This window comes from Pseudomonas sp. Pc102, from assembly GCF_018408275.1.
Classification (GTDB): Bacteria; Pseudomonadota; Gammaproteobacteria; order Pseudomonadales; family Pseudomonadaceae; genus Metapseudomonas; species Metapseudomonas tohonis.
Genome location: NZ_AP021905.1, coordinates 1,391,611 through 1,414,186, shown reverse-complemented (window position 1 = coordinate 1,414,186; position 22,576 = coordinate 1,391,611). Strand labels below are relative to the sequence as shown.

20 protein-coding genes and 1 pseudogene are annotated in these 22,576 nt (G+C 67.1%); 13 read left to right on the top strand and 8 right to left on the bottom strand.

What is annotated here, in order from left to right; all coding sequences use genetic code 11:
• Positions 1-18: 18 nt before the first annotated feature.
• Positions 19-870, bottom strand: a complete 852-nt coding sequence (gene purU, locus PHLH3_RS06695) for a formyltetrahydrofolate deformylase (RefSeq protein WP_111263380.1) — start codon at positions 868-870, stop codon at positions 19-21.
• 308 nt (positions 871-1,178) lie between these two features.
• Between purU and mvaT the strand changes: the two genes are divergently transcribed.
• A complete protein-coding gene (mvaT, locus tag PHLH3_RS06690) occupies positions 1,179-1,556 on the top strand; it encodes a histone-like nucleoid-structuring protein MvaT (RefSeq protein WP_111263379.1) in 378 nt (125 codons plus the stop codon).
• An 82-nt stretch (positions 1,557-1,638) separates the two neighbouring features.
• Here mvaT and sbcB read toward each other — a convergent pair whose 3' ends face one another.
• Positions 1,639-3,069 (bottom strand): exodeoxyribonuclease I, encoded by a 1,431-nt coding sequence (sbcB, locus tag PHLH3_RS06685; protein ID WP_213628647.1) that lies wholly within the window; start codon positions 3,067-3,069, stop codon positions 1,639-1,641.
• A 181-nt stretch (positions 3,070-3,250) separates the two neighbouring features.
• On the opposite strand from sbcB, the gene PHLH3_RS06680 reads away from it, so the two are divergent.
• The 7 genes from PHLH3_RS06680 to PHLH3_RS06650 all read left to right on the top strand — a co-directional run bounded on the left by PHLH3_RS06680 (position 3,251) and on the right by PHLH3_RS06650 (position 11,143).
• Positions 3,251-4,003: a hypothetical protein gene (locus PHLH3_RS06680; protein WP_213628646.1), complete on the top strand. Its 753-nt coding sequence runs from the start codon at positions 3,251-3,253 to the stop codon at positions 4,001-4,003.
• Between the two features lie 90 nt (positions 4,004-4,093).
• Positions 4,094-4,831: an RDD family protein gene (locus PHLH3_RS06675; protein ID WP_173178743.1), complete on the top strand. Its 738-nt coding sequence runs from the start codon at positions 4,094-4,096 to the stop codon at positions 4,829-4,831.
• Positions 4,828-5,805 (top strand): stage II sporulation protein M, encoded by a 978-nt coding sequence (locus PHLH3_RS06670; RefSeq protein WP_213628645.1) that lies wholly within the window; start codon positions 4,828-4,830, stop codon positions 5,803-5,805. Before PHLH3_RS06675 ends, PHLH3_RS06670 begins: the two co-directional genes overlap by 4 nt.
• Positions 5,792-7,393: a DUF4129 domain-containing protein gene (locus tag PHLH3_RS06665; RefSeq protein WP_213628644.1), complete on the top strand. Its 1,602-nt coding sequence runs from the start codon at positions 5,792-5,794 to the stop codon at positions 7,391-7,393. Before PHLH3_RS06670 ends, PHLH3_RS06665 begins: the two co-directional genes overlap by 14 nt.
• Positions 7,390-8,691 carry a DUF4350 domain-containing protein gene (locus PHLH3_RS06660; protein WP_213628643.1) on the top strand — a complete coding sequence of 434 codons (1,302 nt, stop codon included), beginning with the start codon at positions 7,390-7,392 and terminating at the stop codon, positions 8,689-8,691. The genes PHLH3_RS06665 and PHLH3_RS06660 overlap by 4 nt, the downstream gene beginning before the upstream one ends.
• The gene (locus PHLH3_RS06655; RefSeq protein ID WP_244862989.1) at positions 8,688-9,815 is read left to right on the top strand and encodes a MoxR family ATPase; all 1,128 of its coding nucleotides are present in this window, start codon (positions 8,688-8,690) and stop codon (positions 9,813-9,815) included. The genes PHLH3_RS06660 and PHLH3_RS06655 overlap by 4 nt, the downstream gene beginning before the upstream one ends.
• A complete protein-coding gene (locus PHLH3_RS06650) occupies positions 9,812-11,143 on the top strand; it encodes a DUF58 domain-containing protein (protein ID WP_213628642.1) in 1,332 nt (443 codons plus the stop codon). The genes PHLH3_RS06655 and PHLH3_RS06650 overlap by 4 nt, the downstream gene beginning before the upstream one ends.
• A gap of 120 nt (positions 11,144-11,263) precedes the next feature.
• Here the strand turns inward: PHLH3_RS06650 and PHLH3_RS06645 are convergent, their stop codons facing one another.
• From PHLH3_RS06645 to PHLH3_RS06635, 3 genes are all read right to left on the bottom strand, one after another.
• The gene (locus PHLH3_RS06645; RefSeq protein ID WP_173178748.1) at positions 11,264-11,623 is read right to left on the bottom strand and encodes a PilZ domain-containing protein; all 360 of its coding nucleotides are present in this window, start codon (positions 11,621-11,623) and stop codon (positions 11,264-11,266) included.
• 61 nt (positions 11,624-11,684) lie between these two features.
• Complete coding sequence (locus PHLH3_RS06640) at positions 11,685-12,107, bottom strand: DUF4124 domain-containing protein (RefSeq protein ID WP_213628641.1); 423 nt, start codon at positions 12,105-12,107, stop codon at positions 11,685-11,687.
• 84 nt (positions 12,108-12,191) lie between these two features.
• The gene (locus PHLH3_RS06635) at positions 12,192-12,566 is read right to left on the bottom strand and encodes a tetratricopeptide repeat protein (RefSeq protein WP_213628640.1); all 375 of its coding nucleotides are present in this window, start codon (positions 12,564-12,566) and stop codon (positions 12,192-12,194) included.
• A gap of 161 nt (positions 12,567-12,727) precedes the next feature.
• Between PHLH3_RS06635 and PHLH3_RS06630 the strand changes: the two genes are divergently transcribed.
• Both PHLH3_RS06630 and pyk read left to right on the top strand, forming a co-directional pair.
• A complete protein-coding gene (locus PHLH3_RS06630; RefSeq protein ID WP_213628639.1) occupies positions 12,728-13,531 on the top strand; it encodes an outer membrane assembly lipoprotein YfiO in 804 nt (267 codons plus the stop codon).
• Positions 13,532-13,618: 87 nt separating this feature from the next.
• A pseudogene (pyk, locus tag PHLH3_RS06625) lies at positions 13,619-15,069 on the top strand (pyruvate kinase).
• A 236-nt stretch (positions 15,070-15,305) separates the two neighbouring features.
• On the opposite strand, the gene PHLH3_RS06620 reads toward pyk, so the two are convergent.
• The 3 genes from PHLH3_RS06620 to PHLH3_RS06610 are packed head-to-tail and all read right to left on the bottom strand — an operon-like array spanning position 15,306 to position 18,162.
• Positions 15,306-16,079, bottom strand: a complete 774-nt coding sequence (locus tag PHLH3_RS06620) for an enoyl-CoA hydratase (RefSeq protein WP_213628638.1) — start codon at positions 16,077-16,079, stop codon at positions 15,306-15,308.
• 24 nt (positions 16,080-16,103) lie between these two features.
• The gene (locus PHLH3_RS06615) at positions 16,104-17,042 is read right to left on the bottom strand and encodes an iron-sulfur-binding ferredoxin reductase (RefSeq protein ID WP_213628637.1); all 939 of its coding nucleotides are present in this window, start codon (positions 17,040-17,042) and stop codon (positions 16,104-16,106) included.
• A complete protein-coding gene (locus tag PHLH3_RS06610; RefSeq protein WP_213628636.1) occupies positions 17,035-18,162 on the bottom strand; it encodes a GGDEF domain-containing protein in 1,128 nt (375 codons plus the stop codon). Before PHLH3_RS06610 ends, PHLH3_RS06615 begins: the two co-directional genes overlap by 8 nt.
• A 224-nt stretch (positions 18,163-18,386) precedes the next feature.
• On the opposite strand from PHLH3_RS06610, the gene PHLH3_RS06605 reads away from it, so the two are divergent.
• The 3 genes from PHLH3_RS06605 to PHLH3_RS06595 all read left to right on the top strand — a co-directional run bounded on the left by PHLH3_RS06605 (position 18,387) and on the right by PHLH3_RS06595 (position 22,563).
• Positions 18,387-19,910, top strand: coding sequence for a fumarate hydratase (locus tag PHLH3_RS06605; RefSeq protein WP_213628635.1), 1,524 nt, complete (start codon positions 18,387-18,389; stop codon positions 19,908-19,910).
• 329 nt (positions 19,911-20,239) lie between these two features.
• Positions 20,240-22,357, top strand: coding sequence for a type II secretion system secretin GspD (gene gspD, locus PHLH3_RS06600; RefSeq protein ID WP_244862987.1), 2,118 nt, complete (start codon positions 20,240-20,242; stop codon positions 22,355-22,357).
• On the top strand, positions 22,330-22,563 hold the full coding sequence (locus PHLH3_RS06595) for an SPOR domain-containing protein (protein ID WP_213628634.1): 234 nt from the start codon (positions 22,330-22,332) through the stop codon (positions 22,561-22,563). The genes gspD and PHLH3_RS06595 overlap by 28 nt, the downstream gene beginning before the upstream one ends.
• Positions 22,564-22,576 lie beyond the last annotated feature (13 nt).

Here is a 22,576-nt window from a genome sequence, read left to right as displayed (position 1 = left end):
TGGCGGACGTCCGTTGTGTCAGTCGAACACCACGGTCTTGTTGTCGTGAACCAGCACGCGGTCTTCCAGGTGATAGCGCAGGCCGCGGGCCAGCACCAGCTTTTCCACGTCCTTGCCGAGGCGCACCAGGTCCTCGATGTTGTCGCGGTGACTGATGCGCACCACGTCCTGTTCGATGATCGGGCCGGCGTCCAGTTCCTCGGTGACGTAGTGGCAGGTCGCACCGATCAGCTTCACGCCACGCAGGGACGCCTGGTGGTAAGGCTTGGCGCCGATGAACGAGGGCAGGAAGCTGTGGTGGATGTTGATCACCTGGTGGCGGTACTTCTGGCACAGGTCCGGCGGGATGATCTGCATGTAGCGCGCCAGCACCACGTTGTCGGCCTTGTGTTCGTCGATCAGGCGCGAGACCTGCTCGAAGGCCGGCTGCTTGTTCTTCGGGTCCACCGGGACGTGGAAGTAAGGGATGCCGTGCCATTCGACCATGCTGCGCAGGTCGTCGTGGTTGGCGATCACGCAGGGGATCTCGCAATCCAGCTCGCCGCTGTGCCAGCGGTGCAGCAGGTCGGCCAGGCAGTGGGACTCGCGGCTGGCCATCAGCACGACGCGCTTCTTGACGGCGGAGTCGGTGATGCGCCACTCCATGGAGAACTCACGGGCGATCGGCGCGAAGGCCTGGCGGAAACCCTCCAGGTCGAAAGGCAGCGAATCGGCGCGAATCTCGTGGCGCATGAAGAACCAGCCACTCTGGGTGTCGGAGTGATGGCTCGCCTCGGTAATCCAGCCGTTATAAGTAGCCAGGAAATTACTGACCTTGGCTACGATGCCAACGCCGTCCGGACAGGCGATCACCAGACGAAATGTGCGCATGGGGGAAACTCCAGATACTTCGCAAAGGCGGCCATTCTATCCACACGCCGTGAAAACTTCAGCAGCCCCGTGAACTTCCCGTCGCGCATGCACCCCATCGGGCCAACTCGGACGGAGGCCCGAATGCACACAAGTTCCAACCTCCGGATCGATCGCTTCGGACAGTGCGCATTAATTCAAACAACGGCATATCCGGAAAATAATCCCGACAAAACTTTTCCCGCTGTTTACTTGTATTAACGCGCTGACTATTATCCCTGACATTCAAGTCACCGCCGCCAACACCATTTTCACCAAGGGACTCAGACATGTCGCTGATCAACGAATACCGCGCTACCGAAGAAGCCATCAAAGAACTGCAAGAGCGCCTGAAGAACCTGTCGCAAGACGACAAGCTGAAGAAAGAGCTGGAATTCGAAGGCAAACTGCGCACCCTGATGGGCGAATACCAGAAGTCCCTGCGCGATATCATCGCCCTGCTCGATCCGGACTCCAAAACTTCCAAGGCCCCGCGTGTTGCCGCCAAGACCACTGGCAGCAAACGCGCCCGCAAGGTCAAGCAATACAAGAACCCGCACACCGGCGAAGTTATCGAAACCAAAGGCGGCAACCACAAGACACTGAAAGAGTGGAAAGCCAAGTGGGGCGCCGACACCGTTGAAAGCTGGGCCACCCTGCTGGGCTAATTGCCAACGGTACGAAAAACGCCAGCGAAAGCTGGCGTTTTTTATTGTCCGGAATAACCCCTTCTTGCAAAGGGGCATCCCTTCATAGCCGGTAGCGCTGGCGCAACGCGGCGGCGTGCTCCGCCCAGGCCTGGAGTATCGCCAACTGGGCGGGCGTGGCGCCGACACTCAGCTCCTGCACGGCCTGATCGAACGCCGCCAGGGTATTGGGCGCGCCCAGGGCCGGATCAACGAGCCGGTTTCTGCAGAACACCGTCCATTGATCCTGTTCCGCGGGGGACAAAGTATCCGGGAAGTTTCGAGCGCGGTAACGGAAGAGCAACTCCGGTAAACGCGGATCATCGAATGGCCAGGGTTCACGCGCCAGGCGAAGCGGTTCGGCATTTCGCACTTGCTCGCAGAGTCGCCTGTCGCGATCACCAATAAAACCGTCATAGAGTTGCTGCTCCGGATCTTCGGTTCCGGGAAAGGCTTCCTCCGCGTAAATGGCCGGCAACTTGTCCTGCCATTGCGTGCGCAACTCGGCAAGTTGTCGCGCCGTTTCCTGAATCCCCGCCAAGTCCACTTGCAGGCGCTGCTGGTCCGCCGCCCGCAGGACACTAAGGGGCGCCACTACCGGGCAACGATTGATATGCACGAGTTTCAACGGCACCGGCACTTCGCCCTCCGCCAATTCATCGCGCCTTGTATAGAGGCGACGTCGCAGAGTTTCCGCATCGAGGTTCAGCAGCGGCGATACATCCGATAACAGGTCGCAGACTATCAATGCATTGCGGTTCTTCGGATGCCAGGCGAGCGGCAGTACCACGGAGAAGTAATGCCGTGCCGCTGAAAAGCGACCGGATATATGCACCAGCGGCTGCAGCAGGCGGATCTGTTCCTGCACCTTGTGCTTGCTGCGCAACTGGAAGAGGAAGTCGTACAACCTCGGCTGCCGGTCCCGCACCAGGCGCGCCAGGGCGATGGTGGCGCGCACATCGGAGAGGGCGTCGTGGGCCTGGCCATGGTCGATGCCGTTGGCGGCGGTCAGGCGTTCGAGGCGCAGCGACACGCGCCCTTCCTCGGTCGGCCACTCGATGCCTTCCGGGCGCAGGGCGTAGGCGGTGCGCAGGGTGTCGATCAGGTCCCAGCGGCTGTTGCCACCCTGCCACTCCCGAGCATAGGGGTCGTGGAAGTTGCGGTAGAAGCTGTAGCGGGTCATCTCGTCGTCGAAACGCAGGGTGTTGTAGCCCGCACCGCAGGTGCCCGGTCGCGACAATTCGGCGTGCACGCGGGTGATGAACTCGCCTTCGTCCAGACCCTTTTCGCGCAGGGTCTGCGGAAGGATCCCGGTGACCAGGCAGGCGCCCGGGTGGGGAAGGATGTCGTCGCTGGGCCGGCAATAGAGGTTCAGCGGCTGCTCGATCTCGTTGAGCGCCTCGTCCGTGCGGATGCCCGCCACCTGGATGGGGCGGTCGCAACGCGGATTGATGCCGGTGGTTTCGTAGTCGTACCAGAAGATGCTGGAAGTCACGCTGCCTCCTATGGCCAAGGGGCCGGAGTCTATCACCCGGACGGCAGGGGCCGGCGTCCGCCAATTCGCCAAACAGTGACGCAGCCGATTGAATTCGTCCTGCCGAAACCAGAAAATATCGCGCTCGCGCCATGCCCGCCCCGGGCCTGAGCCTCCTGCACCGACTCACAAGGAAGCGACCATGCAAGGCACCCCCGAAAACCCCTATTCCGCGCCCCAGAGCGCCCTGGTCGAAACCAGCGACAACGGCGCCCTGAGCGTCGAAGCCGCCCTGGCCCGTGGCTACGACTTCAATATCGGCGATGTGATCAGCGAGTCCTGGCAGCGGGTCAAGGGCTCCAAGGGCATGATCGTCTGCGGCATGATCATCTACGGTGTCGCCAGCCAGGTCCTGGCCACACTGTTCGGCCTGGTCCTGGGCTTCATCGGCGGCATGGCCGGTGAAATCGCCGCCACGGTGCTGTCCTTCATCGGCGGCGTCATCGGCTCCGGCCTCTGCGCCACGATTCTTGGCGGCATCTACCTGCTGGGCATCCGCCAGGCTGCCGGCCAGCCGCTGAACTTCAACGAGCTGTTCAGCAACTTCAACCTGTTCGTGCCGCTGTTCATCCTCAATATCCTGATGGCGGTGCTGATCTACATCGGCTTCCTGCTGCTGCTCATCCCCGGCTTCTACCTGGCCATCGCCTACATGCTCGCCCTGCCCCTGGCGATGGAGCGCAAGCTGTCGCCCTGGGAAGCCCTGGAAGCCTCGCGCAAGGCCATCACCCAGCGCTGGTTCAAGGTCTTCGGCCTGATGCTGGTGCTGTCGCTGATCATGATCCTGAGCATGATCCCGCTGGGCATCGGCCTGATCTGGACCTTCCCGATGTTCATCATCGCGGTCGGCATCCTCTACCGCACCATCTTCGGCGTGCTGCCCCCGCCGCAGTGATCCGCTCAGTGCCGACCCGCCACCGGCGGGTCGGTTGCCTCGCCAAGTGATGCTCCGCTAGCATCGTGCTTTCCCCAACGCAGTCGACCCATGACATCGACGTCCCGCACCACCAGCCCATATGGAAATGAGCAGGGTCAGTCCGCCCCCCTGGACACCCGCTACCAGGTGGAAACGCCCGAGGGCATCGACCTCGTGCTGCGCCCCGCCAGCCTCCTGCCCCGCGCCCTCGCCTATACGGTGGACCTGCTGATCCGCGGCATCCTGCTGCTGGTGCTGTATTCGGTGTTCCTGCTGCTCGGGCAGTTCGGCATGGGCCTGGGGCTGATCGTCACCTTCCTCGTCACCTGGTGGTACATGGTGCTGTTCGAAGTGCTCAACCAGGGCCGCTCGCCGGGCAAGCACCTGATGGGGCTGCGCGTGGTCCACGACGACGGCACGCCCGTTGGCTGGTCCTCGTCACTGGTGCGCAACCTGCTGCGCTTCGTCGACATCCTCCCCTTCGGCTACGCCCTGGGCATCCTCAGCACGCTGATGCACCCCGCCTTCAAGCGCCTCGGCGACCTGGCCGCCGGCACCCTGGTGGTCTACCGCGAGGACAAGCCCTCGCGCCCGCAACTGCCGGACGCCGAGCCACAACGTGCGCCCTTCATCCTGAGCCTCACCGAGCAACGCGCCATCCTCGGCTACGCCGAGCGCCAGGCCGGCCTCTCCAGCGGTCGCCGCGCCGAGCTCGCGGGCATCCTCGCCGAGCCGCTGGAGGTCCCGGCCGAGCAGGCCGAGGCCCGCCTCAACGGCATCGCCAGGAGCCTACTGGGAAGTCCATGAAACAGAGCCTGTTCGAACGTCGCCACCAGGCCGACTGGGAACGCTTCGGCGCCCAGCTCGACGCCCTGGAGCGCGGCAAGGCCGACGCCAAGTCCTGCGAGGGCTTCGCCGCCGATTACCGCCACCTCTGCCAGCAACTGGCCCTGGCCCAGGAACGCGGCTACAGCAGCCACCTGATCGACCAGTTGCAGCAACTGGCCATGCGCGGCCACCAGCAGTTCTACCGCCACCGCAGCCACCTGGGCGCGCAGATCCTCGGCTTCGTCCTCGGCGGCTTCCCGCGCCTGGTCCGCGAGCAGTGGCGCAGCGTCCTCATCGCCAGCCTGCTGTTCTACGTCAGCCTGGCGGTGATGGGCGTGCTGGTGCACCAGTTCCCCGACCTCGTCTACAGCGTGGTGCCGCCGGACCAGGTGGCCGAGATGGAATCCATGTACGAGCCCGACGCCCATCGCATCGGCGCCAGCGAACGCGACTCCGGCGACGACTGGATGATGTTCGGCCACTACATAATGAACAACATCGGCATCGCCTTTCAGACCTACGCCAGCGGCCTGCTCTTCGGACTCGGCAGCCTGTTCTTCCTGTTCTTCAACGGCCTGATGATCGGCGCCGTCGCCGGCCACCTGACCGAGGTCGGCTATGGCGAGACCTTCTGGTCCTTCGTCATCGGCCACGGCGCCTTCGAGCTCACCGCCATCACCTTCGCCGGTGCCGCCGGGCTGCAGCTGGGCTGGTCGCTGCTCGCCCCCGGGCGGATGACCCGCGCCGAATCCCTGCGCCTGGCCGCCACCCACAGCGTCAAGCTGATCGCCGGCGCCATGCTCATGCTGCTGATCGCCGCCTTCATCGAGGCCTACTGGTCGTCCATGACCTTCACCACGCCCAAGGTCAAATACATCGTGGGCGCGGGCCTGTGGCTGCTGGTGGGCAGCTACTTCTGCTTCGCCGGTCGGAGTCGCCATGCGCCTGACTGATGCCAGCGTCGCCATCCGCCCCCGCAGCGCCTGGGAAGCCATGGACCTCGGCGTGCTGCTCGCCCGGCGCCACATGGGCCTGCTCATGGCCAGCTGGGCGCTGATCACCCTGCCAGTGTTCCTCCTGCTCAGCCTGCTGCTGTGGAATTACTCCGGCTGGGCGATGTTCGTCTTCTGGCTGCTCAAGCCCGCCTTCGAGCGCCTGCCGCTGTACATCCTCTCCCGTGCGCTGTTCGGCGACACGCCGACGCTCAAGGAGGCGCTCAAGGCCTACCCGCGCCTGCTCAAGCCACAGCTGATCGCCAGCCTCACCTGGCGCCGCCTCAGCCCAACGCGCAGCTTCGACATGCCGGTGATGCAACTCGAAGGCCTCTCCGGCGCGGCCCGCAGCCAGCGCCTGGTGGTCCTCGGCCAGCGCGATGCCGGCGGCGCCACCTGGCTCACCATCATCGGCATGCACCTGGAAACCGCCCTGTGGATGGGCCTGATCACCCTCCTCTACCTGATGCTGCCGCAGCAGGTGGTGGCCGACTGGGACTGGCAGAAACTGCTGGAGCAGGCCGAAGGCGACTGGGTGTGGATGGAGCACCTGTCCAACAGCCTGTATTTCTTCGTGCTCATGGTCTGGGAACCGGTCTACGTCGCCTGCGGCTTCACCCTCTACCTGAACCGCCGCACCGCACTCGAGGCCTGGGACATCGAACTGGTGTTCCGCCGCCTGCGCCAGCGCCTGACCGGCCTCGCCTACGCCCTGGTGCTGGGCATGGGCGTGGTCCTGGCGAGCGCCCTGCCCGCCCAGCCGGTGCTGGCCGCCGAAGGCGCCAGCAGCTGCCCGCTCCCGGTCGAAGACCCCAACGGCCCCGACGCCCCGCGCCTCACCCACCAGGAACTGAGCAGCCAGGCCGCCAGCGAGAGCATCGCCAAGCTGCTCGACGAGCCCCCCTTCGAGAACCGCGAGACGGTGACCCGCTGGCGCTTCCCCGACACCGATGCCAAGGACAAGAAGAAGGAAGAGCTCTCCAAGGAAGACGCGGAAAGCCTCACCAACTTCATCAAGGGCCTGTTCAAGCTGGCCGACCTCTGGAACAGCACCTCCTGGCTGGCGCTCATCATCAAGGTCGTGCTCTGGGGGCTGCTGATCAGCCTCGTCGCCCTGATCATCTGGCGCTACCGCGAATGGCTCTCCACCTTCGTCGGCAGCATCGGCCTGCCCCAACGCAAGCGTCGCGAGGCGCCGTTGCAGCTGTTCGGCCTGGAAGTCGCGCCCGAGACCCTGCCCGACGATGTCGCCAGCGAAGCCGAGCGGCTCTGGGCCGAGCACCCGCGCGAGGCCCTCGGCCTGCTCTACCGTGCGCTGCTCAGCCACCTGCTCCACGATTTCCGCCTGCCGCTCAAGGGCTCCCACACCGAAGGCGAGGTACTCGGCCTGGTGCAGGGGCTGCAGCGTGACGAGCTGTCCCGCTTCGCCCAGGTCCTCACCCGTCACTGGCAGAACCTCGCCTACGGCCACCAGTTGCCGCCGGAGAGCCTCAAGCGCGGCCTCTGCGAGGGCTGGCGCCGGCTGATCGCCAAGGGAGCCAGCGCATGACCCGTCGCGGCGGCTTCATCTTCGGTGCCCTGCTCTTCCTGTTGCTCGGCCTGTTCCTCATCTGGCTGCTGAACAAGATCGAGCCGTACCAGGAAACCCTGACCCACGGCCCCTCGCCCGAGGCGCGTTTCAACGACTACCTCGCCGCCGAGAGCTTCCTGCGCAAACAGGGGCTCAGGGTCAGTCGCGCCGATGGCCTGGAGGTCCTGGCCGACCTGCCCGCCCCCGGCCATACCCTGCTGCTGCTCGCCGATCGCAGCCGCATGACCCCGCGGCAGGCCGATCGCGTGCTGGACTGGGCGGCCCACGGCGGCCACGTGCTGTTCGTCGCCGAAGCCCTGTACGACGAGGACGAAGGCGAGAGCGGCGACCTGCTGCTGGATCGCCTCGGCATCCAGCAGTTCGAGACCGAAGACCTCGACGAAGAAGACAGCGAGGGCGCCGAGCAGAGCGAAGCGACCGAGGGCGAGGAAGACGCCGCCACCGAGGAAGGCGTCGAGAGCGACGCGGCCGAGGATGACCAGCAGCAGGCCCAGGGCGAGGAAGAAGCCCCGGCCGAGGCCGACGCCGAGCCGGAGGAAGAGGACCGCTACCCCGAGCTGACCAAGCTCTACCTGGAGAACGAGGACGCGCCGGCGTACATCGACTTCGACACCGGCTTCCACCTCTACGACAGCGAAGACCGCGCCCATGCCTGGGCCAACAGCGCCAACGCCACCCACATGCTGCAGATGAACCATGGCGACGGCCTGATCACCGTGCTCACCGACAGCTGGATCTGGCAGAACCGCAACATCGTCAGCCACGACAACGCCTGGCTGCTCTGGTACCTGACCCAGGACACCGAGGTGACGCTGCTCTACAGGGCCGAACGCGACGACCTCCCGGCGCTGCTCTGGCGCAACTTCCCCGAGGCCCTGGTGGCCCTGGCCCTGCTCATCGCCCTGGTGCTCTGGCACGTCGGTCGCCGCCAGGGGCCGCAACTGGCGCCTGCCAGCCGTTCGCGCCGCCAACTGGAGGAGCACCTGCGCGCCAGCGCCGACTTCCTCCTGCGCCGCAGCGGCAAGCACGTACTGTTGCAGGGCCTGCAGCGCGACATCCTGCGCCGCGCGCGGCGCCGTCACCCCGGTTTCGAACGACTCGGCGTGGCCGAGCAGTGGCAGGTGCTCAGCCGCCTGACCCGCATGCCCACCGCCGCCATCAGCCAGGCCATGCGGCCGCTGCCCAGGCAGCGCCTCAGCGCCTCCGAATTCACCCGCCAGGTCGCCCACCTGCAAAGCCTCAGGAATGCCCTATGAGCGAACAGACGCCCGATCAGCCGATCAACGATGAAGCCGAAGGCCTGAACCTGGACCTTTCCGACGTCACCCCCGAAGCCCCGCCCGCCGTGGCGCCGGCTTCCCAGCCGAGCGAGCCCGTCGCCGCGCCGGTCGCACCGGCTGCCGCCCCCTCGGCCGCCAGCAGCCAGCGCCAGCGCGCCAGCCAGCTGGCCCAGGCCCTGCGCCAGGAGCTGCAGAAGGCCGTGGTCGGCCAGACCGCCGTCATCGACGATGTGCTCACCGCCCTGATCGCCGCCGGCCACGTGCTGGTCGAAGGCGTGCCGGGCCTGGGCAAGACCCTGCTGGTGCGTGCCCTGGCGCGTTGCTTCGGCGGCGAGTTCTCGCGCATCCAGTTCACCCCCGACCTGATGCCCAGCGACGTCACCGGCCACGCCGTGTACGACATGCAGAGCGAGCAGTTCAAGCTGCGCAAGGGCCCGGTGTTCACCAACCTGCTGCTGGCGGACGAGATCAACCGCGCCCCGGCCAAGACCCAGGCCGCACTGCTGGAAGTGATGCAGGAGCGCCAGGTGACCCTCGAAGGCCGCGCCCTGCCGGTGCCCCTGCCCTTCCTGGTGATGGCGACCCAGAACCCCATCGAGCAGGAAGGCACCTACCCGCTGCCGGAAGCCGAGCTCGACCGCTTCATGCTCAAGCTGCGCATGGACTACCCCGAGGCCGGCGAGGAGCTCGCCCTGGTGCGCCAGGTGACCCGCTCCGCCCGCGCCGACATGCTGGAGGTGGCGCCGCTGCGCACCCTGCTGCAGGCCAAGGACGTGCAGGCCCTGCAGCGCATCGCCAGCGAGCTGCCGATGGACGACCAGGTGCTCGACTACGCCGTGCGCCTGGCCCGTGCCACCCGTACCTGGCCGGGCCTGGCCCTGGGTGCCGGTCCGCGCGCCTCCATCGCACTGGTCCGTGGCGGTCGCGCCCGCGCCCTGCTGCGTGGCGGCGACTTCGTGCTGCCCGATGACGTGAAGAGCTGCGCCCTGGCCGTGCTGCGCCACCGCGTGCGCCTGTCGCCAGAACTGGATATCGAAGGCCAGTCCGTGGACCAGGTCCTGCAACAGCTGCTGGAACAGGTGCCGGCGCCGCGCCTATGAAACCATCGCGCATCCTGCTCGGCCTGATCGCCGGCCTGCTGGCCGTGGCGCTGGTCCTGGGCACCCTGCATGCCCTCGGCACCAAGCTGCCGGACCAGCTGCGGCTGCTCTGGTGGGGGCTGCTCTGCGCCCTCGCCCTGCTCGCCGTGCTCGATGCGCTGTGGCTGCGCCGCCTGCCTTCGCCCGCACTGGAGCGCCAGTTGCCGGGCAACCTGTCGCTGGGCCGCTGGGGCGAGGTGCGCATGCGCGTGCACCACGCGTTCACCCGCGCCCTGCAACTCAAGGTCTACGACCACGTGCCGGCGGGGATGGACACCGAGTTCCTGCCCCAGTCCGTTGCCCTGCATCCGGGCGAGGTCACCGAGTTCGGCTATCGCGTGCGCCCGCTCGAGCGCGGCCGCTTCGCCTTCCCCCTGTGCGAGGTGGAGCTGCCCAGCCCCCTGGGCCTCTGGGGCCAGCGACGCTACCTCGACCTGCCGGGCGAGACCCGCGTCTACCCCGACTTCGCCCGCCTCTACGGCGCCCAGCTGATGGCGGTGGACGACTGGCTCAGCCAGCTCGGCGTGCGCCAGCGCCCGCGCCGTGGCCTGGGCCTGGAGTTTCACCAGCTGCGTGAATTCCGCGACGGCGACACCCTGCGCCAGATCGACTGGAAGGCCACCGCGCGCAAGCGCACGCCCATCGCCCGCGAGTACCAGGACGAGCGTGACCAGCAGATCGTCTTCATGCTCGACTGCGGCCGTCGCATGCGCAGCCAGGATGGCGACCTCTCGCACTTCGACCACGCCCTCAACGCCAGCCTGCTGCTGAGCTACGTGGCCCTGCGCCAGGGCGATGCGGTCGGCCTCACCACCTTCGCCGGCGACCAGCAGCGCTACCTCGCACCGGTCAAGGGCCCGGCCCAGTTGAGCGTGCTGCTCAACGCCGTCTACGACCTCGAGAGCACCCAGCGCCCGGCCGACTTCGGCGCCGCCATCGACGCCCTGCTGGCCCGCCAGCGCCGCCGCGCCCTGGTGGTCCTGGTGACCAACCTGCGCGACGAGGACGACGAGGAGCTGCTGGCCGCGGTCAAGCGCCTCGGTCGCCACCACCGGGTGCTGATCGCCAGCCTGCGCGAAGAAGTGCTGGACGCCCTGCGCCACGAACCGGTGCAAGGCTTCGAACAGGCGCTGTCCTACTGCGGCACGGTGGACTACCTCAACGCCCGCGCCAGCCTGCACGAGCGCCTCGCCGCCCACGACGTCCCGGTGCTGGATTGCCGCCCCGGCGAACTCGGCCCCGAGCTGGTGGGGCGCTACCTGGCCTGGAAGAAAGCCGGCGTGCTCTGACGCCCATCAAGGCGCAACCGTCCCCGTAGGATGGGTAGAGATACGAAACCCATGCTGCCCGCCCCCAGACCCAAGTCCGGGGGGGCCTGCGTTGACCACAGCGGCTAGCGCCTGACGCGGTCAGACCGAGGTCGGGAGGGGACGAAAGCTGAAGTAGTGGCGCAGCGCCTCGACCATCTCGACGTACTCCGGCGGCGGCGCCACCAGGGCGAACCCGGAATCGAAATTGCCCGGGTTGACGTCTTCCCGGCTCCACTGGCAGGTCGCGTAGAAGTCGATGAAATGCTGCTGGCCGTCATGCCCCGGGATCTTCAGGCGCATGTCGAAACGGGCCCCCACCAGCATCGGCAGTTGGCTGATGAGCATCAGGCCGTCGAGGGAAACGTTGCCCAGATAGCCCATGGGTTTGTCGGTGATGCGGTTGAATACCTTCAGGTAGTAGGGCAACTGATGGCGTTCTATTCGGCGCTGGCTACGCATGATGGCGAATCGCTATTGATGGCCGTTCAGTATGGCCTCACTACTGCACTCGAACCAACTATTAACCGCAGTGCTGGCTGATCTCCGCGGTCAATTGGCGACGGGCGGCATCGATCTCGCCGTCGCTGTAGTACTGACGCTCACCCTTCTCGTCGAGACGGTAGAAAGAGGCACCCTCGCGAAGCCGCGCGAGATCGCTGCGCAGCTTGCCGCATTGCTGTTGACGCTGGTTGCGTGCGTCCGCCGTCTTGCGCTGGGCCTCGGCCTGCTCCTGGCGGCGGGCATCGAAGAACTGCTCGGTGCGTTGCTCGCGCTCGCGGGTGGCCTCGTCACGCTCCACCACCTGCGGCTTGACCTGGACCTGCTGGGCTCCGGCCTGGGGACGCTCGCTGAAATGGACCTTGCCACTGGCGTCGGTCCAGCGATAGATCTCCGCGCTGGCCAGCCCTGGCAGCAGGACGACCAGCAAAAGCAGGCGACGCATGGCACCCCTCCCTGAAACAAAGGCAAAGCTTAGCGCTGGCACGAGGCCACTCAAGCGAGCCACGACCGACGGTCGAAACATCGGTCAGAGCGCGGCCGGGCTGGCCTTGGCGGGCACGGCACCGCTGATCTGGCCGAGCTTCTCCAGGGTCTCCAGCCGCGCCCGGGCACGGTAGGCGTACTCGCTGGTGGGGTAGCGGCCGATGATGAAGTGGTAGGTCTGCGCGGCGTCCACGAACAGGCTCTGGCGTTCCAGGCACTGGCCGCGCAGCAGGGAGATCTCCGGCTGCATGTAGGCCCGCGAGCGACTCTTGCGCTCGGCCTGGGACAGCTCGAGCATGACCGTGTCGCAGTCACCTTCGTCGTAGGCGTGGTAGGCGTTGTTCAGGTGGTGGTCGAGTGACCAGCGGGTGCAGCCGGTGAGGCCGGCGAGCAGGGCCAGGATGATCAGCGTGCGCATGGGTAGTTCCTCCGTTGGCGAGTATATCGGCGCTGTCGGATATTTCTGCAACGCCGTCCGGCAGAGACCCGGGCACATCCTCCGATGGGACTTGCGCAACGCACCCGCGGCCCCGACCGAGGCGCTGCTAGACTCGCGGAAACGCCGCCATCGGAGCCTCCATGCAGCCCGTCCGCCCCGCCCTCCTGAGCGCCCTCCTGCTGCTCGCCGCCTGCTCCCCCACCACGCCGCTGTTCATCGCCCAGGTGACCACCAACGAAGCGGTGGAATACAAGGTGATGAAGAACAACCGCATGGCCGCGGCCGTGGAGGAAGACGGCGACCTGCTGACCTACAGCGCCATGGCCATCCGCGACGGCACCAGTGCCGAGGCCGAGAAGCTCTACCTGACCGGCTACGAGGACCACCAGTTCAGCGCCGAGGTGCGCGCCATCTCGCTCTACCAGATCGGCCTGATCTACATGAGCCGCTACAACGACCAGCGCGACGACACCAAGGCGCTCAACCGCTTCTACCAGATCACCAACGAATTCCCCGGCACCCGAGCCGCCGAGCGGGCCGAAGCGCGCATCCTGATGATCCGCCAGCGCGCCGACGAGCCGGTGCAAAAGACCGCCCGCGAGTTGCTGGCGGACTGGAAGCCCAGCCAGAACCTCGACCTCTACCGCAGCGACCTCGACCCGGACATGACCCTGCTCTCGCGCCGCGCCGTGCTCAAGGACCGCGTCGACGAAGCCGAGCAGCTCTACTCCCTGGCCCTGGGCGATGCCCATGTGCAGCCCGACATCAAGGCCCGCTCGCTGTACCAGATGGCGCTGATGAACCTCGCACCGGCCAACCCCCGGGCCGACCGGGGCCGCGCCATCGGCTACCTGCGCCGCCTGCTCGCCGAGTTCCCCGATGCCGAGCAGGCCGAGAACGCCGCGCGGCACCTGGACCAGGCCTTGAATCCGGGCGTGGAATGACCCGCGCAAAGGGTAGTGAAGAGGAACAATGACTACAGGTTGCCAGCGGTGTAGCCTCGGGCTCTGCTTGAAAAATGGAGCCTTCGCATGTCCCTTCGCCGCACCAAGATAGTCGCCACCCTCGGCCCAGCCAGCAACTCGCCCGAGGTGCTGGAACAGCTGATCCTCGCCGGTATCGACGTCGCCCGCCTGAACTTCTCCCACGGCACCCCCGACGAGCACAAGGCGCGCGCGCGCCTGGTCCGCGAGCTGGCGGCCAAGCACGGCCGCTTCGTGGCCCTGCTCGGCGACCTGCAAGGCCCGAAGATCCGCATCGCCAAGTTCGAAGGCAAGCGCATCGAACTGGACGTTGGCGACAAATTCCGCTTCTCCGTCACCCACCCGCGTGACGCCGGCAACCAGGAAGTGGTGGGCATCGACTACCCCGACCTGATCAAGGACTGCGGCGTCGGCGACGAACTGCTGCTGGACGACGGCCGCGTGGTCATGCGCGTCGACGCCACCACCGCCGACGAACTGCACTGCACCGTGCTGATCGGCGGCCCGCTGTCCGACCACAAGGGCATCAACCGTCGCGGCGGCGGCCTCACCGCCCCGGCCCTGACCGCCAAGGACAAGGCCGACATCAAGCTGGCCGCCGAGATGGACCTGGACTACCTGGCCGTCTCCTTCCCCCGTGACGCCGCCGACATGGAACTGGCCCGCCGCCTGCGCGACGAAGCCGGTGGCAGCGCCTGGCTGGTGGCCAAGATCGAGCGCGCCGAAGCCGTGGCCGACGACGAAGCCCTGGACGGCCTGATCCGCGCCAGCGACGCCGTGATGGTGGCCCGTGGCGACCTGGGCGTGGAGATCGGCGACGCCGAGCTGGTCGGCATCCAGAAGAAGATCATCCTGCACGCCCGCCGCTACAACAAAGCCGTGATCACCGCGACCCAGATGATGGAATCGATGATCCACAGCCCGATGCCGACCCGCGCCGAAGTCTCCGACGTAGCCAACGCCGCGCTGGACTACACGGACGCCGTGATGCTCTCCGCCGAGAGCGCCGCCGGTGAATACCCGGTGGAAGCGGTCAAGGCCATGGCGCGCGTCTGCGTCGGTGCCGAGAAGCACCCCACCAGCCAGAAATCCAGCCACCGCCTGGGGCACACCTTCAGCCGCTGCGACGAGAGCGTGGCCCTGGCGACCATGTACACCGCCAACCACTTCCCGGGCGTGAAGGCCATCATCTGCCTCACCGAGAGTGGCTACAGCCCGCTGATCATGTCGCGCATCCGCTCCTCGGTGCCGATCTTCGCCTTCTCCCCCACCGTGCCACCCAGGCCCGCGTCGCTCTCTTCCGCGGCGTGCAGACCGTGCCCTTCGACCCGGCCGCGCTGCCGGCCGACAAGGTCAGCCAGGCCGCCGTGGACGAACTGCTCAAGCGCGGCATCGTGCAGCAGGGCGACTGGGTCATCCTGACCAAGGGCGACAGCTACCACACCGTTGGCGGCACCAACACCATGAAGATCCTCCACGTCGGCGACCCGCTGGTGTAAGGCATCTGCAACAAGTGAAAAGGCCGCTCATCGAGCGGCCTTTTTTCATTCGAGCAGAGCATGACCGATACGTAGGGTGGAGGTCGCTTTTTACCTCCACCAAGCGGAGTCGAGCGTGGCACCTGTGCGTGCCTGACCCGCCTTATCGATGGGTTTCGCGGAGCTCGCGGAACGCCGCCCGCCCCATCCTGCGGTTGCCGGAGCGCCGTGGGGCGGGTGAAACCCGCCTGCGAGCCTCAGGCGAACCTGGAGAAATCCGGCTTGCGGCGCTGCATGAAGGCCGAGAGCGCCTCGATCGCCTCGGGTGTGCGCAGGCGCTGACCGAACAGCTCGCCCTCTTCCATGATCACCTGGCGCAATTCCTCGCGCCCCGGCTCGCGCATCAGGCGCTTGCTCACCGCCACCGCCGAGGGCGCCAGCTGCTCGAAGCGCTGGGCCATCTCGCGAGCACGGGCCAGGGTCGCGGCACCATCGTCCAGTGCCTCGTTGGCGATGCCCCAGGCCGCCGCCTGCTCGCCGGTGAAGGCTTCGCCGAGCAGCAGCAATTGTGCGGCGCGGGCATGGCCGAGCATGCGCGGCAGGATCAGGCTGGAACCGAACTCCGGGCAAAGCCCGAGATTGACGAAGGGCATCTTCAGCTTGGCGTCGCGGGCGACATAGACCAGGTCGCAATGCAGCAGCAGCGTGGTGCCGATGCCCACCGCCGGACCGCTCACCGCCGCCACCACCGGCTTGGCGAAATCGAACAGCGCCTTCATGAAGCGGAACACTTCGCTGTCCAGCCCCGAAGGCGGTGCCTGGATGAAATCGGCGACATCGTTGCCGCTGGTGAAGCAGGTCTCGCTGCCGGTGATCAGCACCGCGCGCACGCTGCGATCCTCGCCAGCCGCGTCCAGGGCGTCGGCCATGGCGCCGTACATGGCGCGGGTCAGGGCGTTCATCTTGTCCGCTCGCTGCATGCGGATGGTCAGCAGGCCCTGGTCACGTTCCAGGTGGATGTGCTCGCTCATGGTGGCTCCTCGGCGGTGGCCGCCTCAGAAGGAGCGGCTCAGGAATACGTCGGCCAGCAGTTGATTGCGCGGCAAACCGGCCAGATAGAGGCGGCGCGCGAAGTCTTCGACGCTGGCGGGGCTGCCGCAGAGTAAGGCGACGGTCCGGCGCGAAACAAGCCGGAGATCGGCCAAAACACCTTGCAGCTGCGCCGCAGTGACCAGCTCGACCCGCAGGCTTTCATGGCGCCCGGCCAGTGCCTGCAGGGGCTCGGCGAGGTAGTGCCCGGCCGGGTCATGGGCCAGGTGAATGAGGCGGATCGCGCCCTGGTGATGCCGGCGCAAGGCCTCGCGGAGGAGGCCCCAGAGCGGCGCCAGGCCGGTGCCCGCGGCGAGGATCAGCAGGGGGCGACCGTCCCAGTCCGGGTCGTAGTGCAGGGCGCCACCGCGCAACTCGCCCAGGCGCAGGGTGGCGCCGACCTGCAATGGCCGCAGCGCATCGGCGAAGGCGCCGGGCTGGCGGCAGTCGATGTGGAACTCCAGCCAGGGCTCCTCGCCAGGCACGCTGGCCAGCGAATAGGGCCGGGCGACACCCTCGGCGTTCCATAGCAGCAGGTGCTGCCCGGGGCTGTAGCGCAACGGGCGGTGGGGACGCAGGCGCAGGCGCGCGACGTCACCCAGCCAGTCCAGCGCCACCACCTCCGCCGGCAGGCCATCACGCTGCGGGTCGAACACCTCCACCACCATGTCCGTCACCACCTGGCACTGGCAGGAGAGGCGCCAGCCTTCGGCGCGGCGCTCGGGGTCGAGCGCCTCGGGCCGCGCGTCGAGCGGCTCGCCGGCCACGCAGCGCACCATGCAGGCATGGCAACTGCCGGCCCGGCAACTGAAGGGGACCTTGCATCCTGCGGCGTTGAGCTGGTCCAGCAGATTGCTGGCCGGTGGTACGTTCCAGCGTCTTCCCGATACCTCGAGTTCAGGCACCCTGCTCCTCCCAGGCGGCGTCGCAGCGGTTCCGCCCGCCACGTTTGGCCCGATAGAGTGCCTGATCGGCGCGCTGCAGCGCATCATCGAGCTCGTCGCTCTCCCCCAGCAACGTCATGCCGGCCGACAGACTCAGGCCATCGACCTGCACGCCGACCGGCTCGGCGCAAGCGAAGGCCTCGCGCAAGCGCTCGCAGCAGGCGGTGAGGCGGTCGGCATCGCAATTGGGCAGCAGCAGGACGAACTCCTCGCCACCGTAGCGCGCCAGGATGTCGCCATCGCGCAGGCAGGCCCGCGCCACGGCGGCGAAGGTCTGCAGCACGCGGTCACCAGCGGCATGACCGTGGATGTCGTTGATGCGCTTGAAGTGATCGAGGTCGATCAGCGCCAGGCCGTGCTGGCGGCCGGGCGCCAGCCCCTGCAGCTCACGGGTGGCCAGGCGCAGAAAGTGACGGCGGTTGAACAGGCCGGTCAGTTCGTCGGTGGCGACCAGGTCCTCCAGCTGCCGCATCATGCCGCGCAACGTGTCCTGGTGCGCCTGCAGGGCGAAGCGCCGCTGGCGCATGCGCTGGCGCAGGGCCTGCACATAGCTGGCGAACAGGGCCAGCCAGCCCAGCACCACGAACAGCGCGCACACTTGCAGTACCGCCAGGGCCGGCTCGGCGAGGCGCATCTGGTACGCCTCCCACAGGTTCAGCCCGGTGAAGGCGAAGAAGCCGATGGCCGAGCACCGTACGAAAACCCGCGGCTGCAGCTGGAACGCGCCGAACAGCATGATCAGCACATAGACCACCAGCAGTGCGCCCCGGGCGCCTTCCAGGTCGGACAGCAGCAAGGTATGCCAGGCGAGGGCCACCAGGACCTGTGCCTCGGTCAGGCTGGGGTCGCGAAAGGCCAGGTTGCGGCCGCTGAGGAAAATGAACAGGAAGACCAGTTGCGAGAGCACGATCAGAGCGCAGGCGGCCAGCGCACTGGCGATGGTCGCGTGGTACAGGTTCCCCAGCACGGCTATCCAGAACAGGCAGAGGGCAAGGGCATAGGTGCAGGCCGCCATGCCGAAGCGTTTCAGCAGCAGGCTTTGCAACGCGCGATGGGTGACCCGTTGACTCGCTGTGCTCATGGGCTCCATCCCGTAGTGGCACCATGCCGCCACTGTACGCCCGTGATCACAAAAAACCTAGGGGACGCGTGAGGGGCGGTCAGCGACCAAGGTCGACTGTCGGCGGGTGTGCCCGCGCTTGAGCACGCGGTATACTTCCGCGCCATTTTCACCCCCAATCCAATGCGCGCCGGGTCGTGGTCCGGCGCTTCCCGATGTTCCCGAATTCAAGAGGAGCGCGCCCCATGACCGTGATCAAGCAGGACGACCTGATACAGAGCGTCGCCGACGCACTGCAGTTCATTTCCTATTACCACCCCGTCGACTTCATCCAGGCCATGCACGAGGCATACCTGCGCGAGGAGTCGCCCGCCGCGCGCGACTCGATGGCGCAGATCCTGATCAACTCGCGCATGTGCGCCACCGGCCATCGCCCGATCTGCCAGGACACCGGCATCGTCACCGTTTTCGTGCGTGTCGGCATGGACGTGCGCTGGGATGGCGCCACCATGAGCGTCGACGACATGATCAACGAAGGGGTACGCCGCGCCTACAACCTGCCGGAGAACGTGCTGCGCGCCTCGATCCTGGCCGACCCGGCAGGTGCCCGCAAGAACACCAAGGACAACACCCCGGCGGTCATCCACTACTCCATCGTCCCCGGCAACACCGTGGAAGTGGACGTCGCGGCCAAGGGCGGCGGCTCCGAGAACAAGTCGAAGATGGCGATGCTCAACCCCTCCGACTCCATCGTCGACTGGGTCCTCAAGACCGTCCCCACCATGGGCGCCGGCTGGTGCCCGCCGGGCATGCTCGGCATCGGCATCGGCGGTACCGCCGAGAAAGCCGCGGTGATGGCCAAGGAAGTGCTGATGGAGTCCATCGACATCCATGAGCTGAAAGCCCGTGGCCCGCAGAACAGGATCGAGGAGATGCGCCTGGAGCTGTTCGAGAAGGTCAACCAGCTGGGCATCGGTGCCCAGGGCCTGGGCGGCCTGACCACCGTGCTCGACGTGAAGATCATGGACTACCCGACCCACGCCGCCTCCCTGCCGGTGTGCATGATCCCCAACTGCGCCGCCACCCGTCACGCCCACTTCGTGCTCGACGGCTCCGGCCCGGCCGAACTGGAAGCGCCGCCGCTGGACGCCTACCCGGAGATCGTCTGGGAAGCCGGCCCCTCCGCGCGCCGCGTCGACCTCGACACCCTGACCCCGGAAGACGTGCAGAGCTGGAAGCCGGGCGAGACCGTCCTGCTCAACGGCAAGATGCTCACCGGCCGCGACGCCGCGCACAAGCGCATGGTCGACATGCTCAACAAGGGCGAAGAGCTGCCGGTGGACCTCAAGGGGCGCTTCATCTATTACGTCGGCCCGGTCGATCCGGTCGGTGACGAAGTGGTCGGCCCTGCAGGCCCCACCACCGCCACCCGCATGGACAAGTTCACCCGACAGATCCTCGAGCAGACCGGCCTGCTGGGCATGATCGGCAAGTCCGAGCGCGGCCCCATCGCCATCGACGCGATCAAGGACAACAAGGCCGTGTACCTGATGGCCGTCGGCGGTGCCGCCTACCTGGTGGCCCAGGCGATCAAGAAGTCCAAGGTCCTGGCCTTCGCCGAACTGGGCATGGAAGCGATCTACGAGTTCGAGGTGAAGGACATGCCGGTCACCGTCGCCGTCGACACCAAGGGCGAATCGGTGCACATCACAGGCCCTGCGATCTGGAACAAGAAGATCGCCGAGAGCCTGGCGGTGGAAGTGAAGTAAGCCTCCCCGCTCCATGAAGAAGCCCGGCCCTGCGCCGGGCTTTTTCATGGGCGCAGATCGGCGCCACCGTCACTGCAGGCCGGGTCGATCCATCAAAAAAACAAGGCGGCATCGCGGGGCAACGCCCGGGATTTTCCTCAATCTGCCAACCAGTCGCACATGACCGAATGGTCAGGATAAACAGTGTGAAACCGCCCACAGTTGCAAGCGGATTTTTAGTACATGCGTGCAACTTTACTTATTCTCGCCAGTCCTTCGGCCCCGGGTAGGGCCCTCCAGAGAAAACCAGCAAGGCGCACGGATGCGCGGATGTCTGTCGAGCTTTCCACATGCTTCGTACCACACCCGTATTCCCGCCGTTGCGGGTGGCCCGCTACCTGCTGCTGACGCTGTGCACCAGGCTCCGTCATGCCGCCTGGATCGTCCTGCTGCTCTGCCCCCTGGCGATGGCGCAACCGCCCGCCGACGGCAGCGAAGAACGCTGGACCATCAACATGCGCGATGCCGACATCCAGGACTTCACCGAACTGGTGGCGGGCATCAGCGGCCAGACGCTGGTGCTGGACCCGCGCGTCAAGGGCCAGGTCACCGTCATCTCCGAGTCACCACTGACCCTCAGCGAGGTCTACCAGCTGTTCCTCTCGGTGATGAGCACCCACGGCTACAGCGTGATCGCCCAGGGCAACCAGGCGCGCATCGTGCCCGACATCGACGGTCGCAGCGTCGCCAACAGCCCCGTCGGCAGCGGGCCGGAAACCCTCGAGACGCGCCTGCTGCAAGTGCAGCAGACCCCGGTCAACGAACTGCTCCCGCTGATCCGCCCGCTGGTGCCGCAGAACGGCCACCTGGCGGCCATCCCCTCCAGCAACTCGCTGATCGTCAGCGACAAGCGCGCCAACATCGAGCGGCTGATCGCCCTGATCACCCAGCTCGACCGGGCCGGCGCCGACGACAGCGTGTTCTACGACATGCAGCACGCCTGGGCCAAGGACGTGGCCGCCATGCTCCAGGAAAGCCTGCGCCGGGGTCAGGCCGTCGGCAACGGCAACGCCCAGGTGATCGCCGACCCGCGCACCAACCGCCTGCTGCTGCTGGGCCCGCCCGAAGCCCGCGAGCGCCTGCTGAAGATGGCCCGCCAACTGGACACGGCGCCCGTGCGCTCCGCCAACACCCGGGTGGTGCGCCTGCGCCACGGCGACGCCAAGGACCTGGCCAAGACCCTCAGCGACCTGTCCGAGCAACTGCGCGGCGCCACCTCGCCCACCACCACCCAGGCGCCGGTGCTGATCCGTGCCGACGAAGGGCTCAACGCCCTCATCCTGATGGCCGAGCCCGACATGGTCAGCCAGCTGGAGGAGCTGGTGCACCAGCTCGACGTGCCCCGGGCCCAGGTGCTTGTGGAAGCCGCCATCGTCGAGATGTCCGGCGACGTCAGCGAAGCGCTCGGCGTGCAGTGGGCCATCGACGGCCGCTCCGACAGCGGCCCCATCGGCGGCACCAACTTCAGCAACACCGGGCTGTCGGTGGGCACCCTGCTCGGCGCCATCGAAGCCAAGACCCCGGTCAGCCTGCCCGACGGCGCCATCGTCGGCATCGGCAACGACAACTTCGGCGCGCTGATCACCGCGCTGTCGGCCAGCGGCCACAGCAACCTGCTGTCCACCCCCAGCCTGCTCACCCTCGACAACCAGCAGGCCGAGATCCTCGTCGGCCAGAACGTGCCCTTCCAGACCGGCTCCTACACCACCGACGCCGCCGGGGCCAACAACCCCTTCACCACCATCGAGCGCAAGGATGTCGGCGTCACCCTCAAGGTCACCCCGCACATCAACGAAGGCGGCACCCTGCGCCTGGTGATCGAGCAGGAGATCTCCTCCATCGCCCCCAGCACCGGGGCGGCCTCGCGCGCGGTCGACCTGGTCACCAACAAACGCATGATCAAGAGCACCGTGCTGGCAGACAACGGCCAGGTCATCGTGCTCGGCGGCCTGATCCAGGACGACGTGACACGCAGCGAAAGCAAGGTGCCGCTGCTGGGCGACGTCCCGCTGGTCGGCGGCCTGTTCCGCTCCAGCAAGGACGTCAACGTCAAGCGCAACCTCATGGTCTTCCTGCGGCCCAGGGTGGTGCGTGACGGCACCCGCCTGGCCGACCTGAGCCAGGAGAAGTACCAGGATATGCGCCACCTGACCGCCACCCAGGACGCCCAGCGCGCCCTGCCGCAGGACCCGGTGCAGCTGTTCCAGCAGCCGGCACCGCAAGCCCCGGCGCGAGCCACCCCGCCGCCCTCCGTGGAGCCCCAGCCGGCTCCCGCCGCGCGTCCCTACGCGGCACCATCCGAACCGCCCCTGCACGCCAGCACCCAGGCCAGCGCCCCCCTTCCGCCGCCAAGGCCAGCCCGCCGCCTGCCGCCCCCTCGGTGGCGAAGCGCTACAGCATCAACCTGATCGAAGGCAGCAACGAGCAGTACATGCGCGCACTGATGGCCCGCCACCCCGGGGAGCCCCTGCGCATCCAGCGCTCGCAACGCGATGGCCGCGACTGGTACCGCATGTTCTATGGCGACTACCCCCAGGCGGACCTGGCCGAGCGCGCCCTGCACAACCTGCCGGCCACCCTGCCCAGCCATCGCGGCCAGGTGACCGCGCTGTAACGGACACACGGAA